The sequence below is a fragment of the Salinivibrio sp. PR919 genome, assembly GCF_001995355.1.
GTDB lineage: Bacteria > Pseudomonadota > Gammaproteobacteria > Enterobacterales > Vibrionaceae > Salinivibrio > Salinivibrio proteolyticus.
In genome coordinates this window covers 1-3,508 of sequence record NZ_MUFL01000146.1, presented here as the reverse complement: position 1 = coordinate 3,508, position 3,508 = coordinate 1, and the positions used below count along the sequence as shown (strand labels likewise).

The 3,508-nt window shown below is 50.0% G+C and carries 4 protein-coding genes; all 4 read right to left on the bottom strand.

The window, feature by feature from the left end; genetic code table 11:
• Window positions 1-591: tetratricopeptide repeat protein (locus BZG83_RS16100; protein ID WP_443216379.1), on the bottom strand; the 591-nt coding region annotated here is incomplete at its 3' end.
• Window positions 578-1,414, bottom strand: coding sequence for an SDR family oxidoreductase (locus tag BZG83_RS16095; protein WP_077482067.1), 837 nt, complete (start codon window positions 1,412-1,414; stop codon window positions 578-580). The genes BZG83_RS16100 and BZG83_RS16095, both read right to left, overlap by 14 nt.
• Window positions 1,415-1,423: 9 nt before the next feature.
• Window positions 1,424-2,116, bottom strand: coding sequence for a TenA family transcriptional regulator (locus BZG83_RS16090; protein WP_077482065.1), 693 nt, complete (start codon window positions 2,114-2,116; stop codon window positions 1,424-1,426).
• Window positions 2,117-2,124: 8 nt separating this feature from the next.
• On the bottom strand, window positions 2,125-3,508 hold a 1,384-nt coding region (locus tag BZG83_RS16085; protein WP_077482063.1), incomplete at its 5' end, for an AMP-binding protein.

Genomic DNA, 3,508 nt, shown 5'->3' with positions numbered 1-3,508 from the left:
GTCAGCGAGAGGGCGGTCTGACCGCGAAGGGGCTTGTTGTGCATGCTTCAAGAATGCTACAGCGAGATTTGTTTTTCCGGTATCCGCTAGAAATTCGCCATAAAAATAATTCGAATCGATGCCGTCTGGGTTGATCGCAAGTGCTTTTTTAAACAGCTCAGCAGCCTTATCGTCATCACCAAATGCGAGTGGCCAGCCCGGCACTTTGTGGTACAACGTCGCGAGGCTCGTTAGGGCCGAACCGTCCAGCGTTTCCGGCGCCTGTGTTATCACATCTTCGAGTAGAATTTTTGCATCCTTGACCAAGCCTAATGCTCCCATGCCACCATCAACCCCGGCTAACGAGCTCTTATTGATAGCAAGCCATATTTTCAGATCATGACGCGCTGGTTGGGCAAGAAGTGCAATTTGCGTATCATCGATTAAACGGTCGAAACACGCCACTTTGTCATCACTGCTTTCGATAGTGTAGTTACATTGTGCCCAGCGCGTCTGGATCTTAGCCAAGATAGGGTCGGCCAGCACTGTCGCACTAATCAAAGAACAACTGAGTGCCCATACGGTAATATAAAATGATTTACGAATAGTCATGCTGTGACTCCTCTACAACTGGCAAGCCTTGCGGCGTATTAGCGTGAAAATCAATGATGTCTTTTTGTTTTGCGATTCCATGACCCACTAACGATGGAAAAAGTTGGTTCAGACGAACAAACAGTTTTTCGGGCCACCCGAGCCACACCGCAAAGCAACGCTTTTCGATGGCGCGCACAATGTGATTCGCTACCCACTCAGGTGAGTCCACATGATTTCGCAATTGCTTATTCATCGCCGTTGCACGTGCATCATTTAACGCCGTTTTGGTGGCTCGAGGCGCGATATAAATGGCACACTGCTGACTGTCATATAACTCCCGATTTAACGCTTCGGTAAAGCGATACAGGCCTGATTTAGTCGCACCGTAATTGGCATATCCGGGAAAACCGATACCAGCAAAGGTTGAGCCAATGTTGGCAATGAGACCTGTCGGTGCGAGCCACGTGAGTGCATGTTTGCAAAGCAAAATGGGGGCAGTTAGATTGATGGCTATTTCATGTTCAACACTGTCATCTGCGCGCATGGATAGATAATTAAAACAATTTACCCCCGCATTATTGATCAGTAWTTCTATTGGCGTACCTTGCTGACCCAGCCATCGTGCATGCTGATTCACCTTGTCTCTGCCTTCTGCTGTACCAATATCTGCTTCGATGATCTGATGATGCTCGCCATTCATAAGCTGGTTTTTGAGATCATGCAACGCAGTGAGATGGCGGCCGACGAGCACAAGTATTGCGCCTTTTTTTGCCAGTACATCAGCCAGTGCTCGGCCAATGCCTCCTGTCGCTCCTGTTAGCAATATAATTGTGTTTTTCATTACCGCCTCCTACGCCACTTGGGTCTGTGTCGTGGCCATAGGAAGCGCTCGCAGCATTGATTCATACAGCGCATAAACACGGTTCGCACTATCAATGATGGCTTGTTGGTCCGCGGGATCCGTTACCTTGTTCATCAAATCGGCAAAATAGCCAATATGCTCTACGTCCAAGGTGCTGTGTGACGTTAAATACCGCATCGCTGTATCGGGTAGAGAAAGCGTTTGCTGGATCAGTGCGGCCATCGAGCCGCCGATTGAGACGCTCGTACCTTCCAGCACCCAAACCATGCCAAATAGAGCCATTGGATTTTTGCGATCAATTTGGTGATATAAATACGCCACCATCATCTCAATCCCTAACCCAACTTGGCCCTCACCGCAGTTAGCCCTCGCTAGTTCGGCATCAAAGCCACATGCGCGCAAGTCATCCAAGATCCATTCATGGTGACCTTTCTCTTCCTCAATATATGCGCCGAGCGCTTGGCGTAACCATTCATAGTGCTCCGGCAACCGAGAACCACAGGCCATCAGTAATGGAACGGTATGCTTCACATGATGATAAGCCTGAACAAGAAAGGCCGTGTAGGTTTGCAGCGTGATCGCCTTATAGTCGCAAGCCTCAATCACAGGCACACTCAGCATTGAGGCTCTCGCCTGAGCGGTTTCTTTCTCTAGTACATGGAAAAAACCTTGATTATCCATAAATCCTCCTAGGAATGTGCCGTGAGTGGCAGGGTTTCGTCAGTCAGTAATGGTTGGGCCGACGTGTTAAGTTGCGGCTCAAATTGTTGGCAAAAGACATCGCGTTTAGGGCGGCCATTTGCCGTAATTAAATGGGGTTGCTGATGAAAAGGAGCAGTAAATATCACCGCTCGGAGTTGCGCATAATCGGGCAGTTGGTGGTTAAGCTGCATCAACTGCTGCTTTGCTTTATCAGGAGAGTCGCTACCAATAATGGCAGTCAGGTAGTCCTTCCCCTCTCCTAATACCACCATGTTGCTAAGCGCCGAATAGGCCATGGCTTCCGCCTCAATCCACTCTGGATGGATGTTGCGGCCAAAAGCCGTAATGAGTTGATTTTTTTTGCGACCTCTTACATACAAAAAGCCGTCATCATCAAACTCACCGATATCTCCCGTCGCAACGGCGCCTTGGTGAGGGTGAAAGTCGCGATCCAGATAACCTGAGAATGTCGCGCCTGCTACCATGATTTCGCCGTCTGATGCGAGAAAAACACGATTGTGAGGTAACGGTTTACCCACACTGCCAACACAATGGTGCTCGGAGGTATTCAAACTCACCACTGATCCGCACTCCGATAAGCCATACCCCTCAAAAACCGATAAGCCAAGCCGACTTGCTGCGCGCAATAAGCCCGGTGCCACCTTTGCACCTCCGACAGCAACGTGCTTGAGATCGGCAACCGCACCAGGATGCTGTTCACCAAGATGGATGACGGCTCGCAATAACGCAGGAGTAAGTACCAAGCTTTGCGGGCGATAACGAATCAGTCCGCTCATCAATTGATTCAGGTTTAACTGGCTTGAGCCGATCAGCCCCAAGTCATAGCTGGATGGGATCACTGTCGTCACACCAAGCAACAGGGGCACGTAAACACCCGTAATATTCTCCAGTAGTGTGGACAGGGGAAGGACGACTAAATGACAGGAAGGTACCGCAGTGGTGGAGACAGTATTGGCAAGCGATACACTAACGCTCTCCAGCGTAGCTGCGCTCAATACCACGCCCTTGGGAGAACCGGTCGAACCTGAAGTAAACGTGACCTTTACGGCCGGAGGCAAAGCTGGCGGTGCGTCTACGTCTCGTGCATGACATGGTAATCCCGCCAATGTAGTCACAGATGCATGGCTTAATGAGACATCAGGATGTGGCGAGCCGATCACCCAATCTACCCCTGCCGTATCCAAGACATGCTGTTGTTGTTCAGCCGTAAAAAAGGGCGGGATCGGCACAATTGAAATACCTGCATACGCAGCGGCAAGATCGATCAATACCCAACTAACACTGTTGTCACCGGCAAGCCCAATCATCTGTATATCGAGCGCCAATAGCGTTTCACTCAGCGCCCTGATC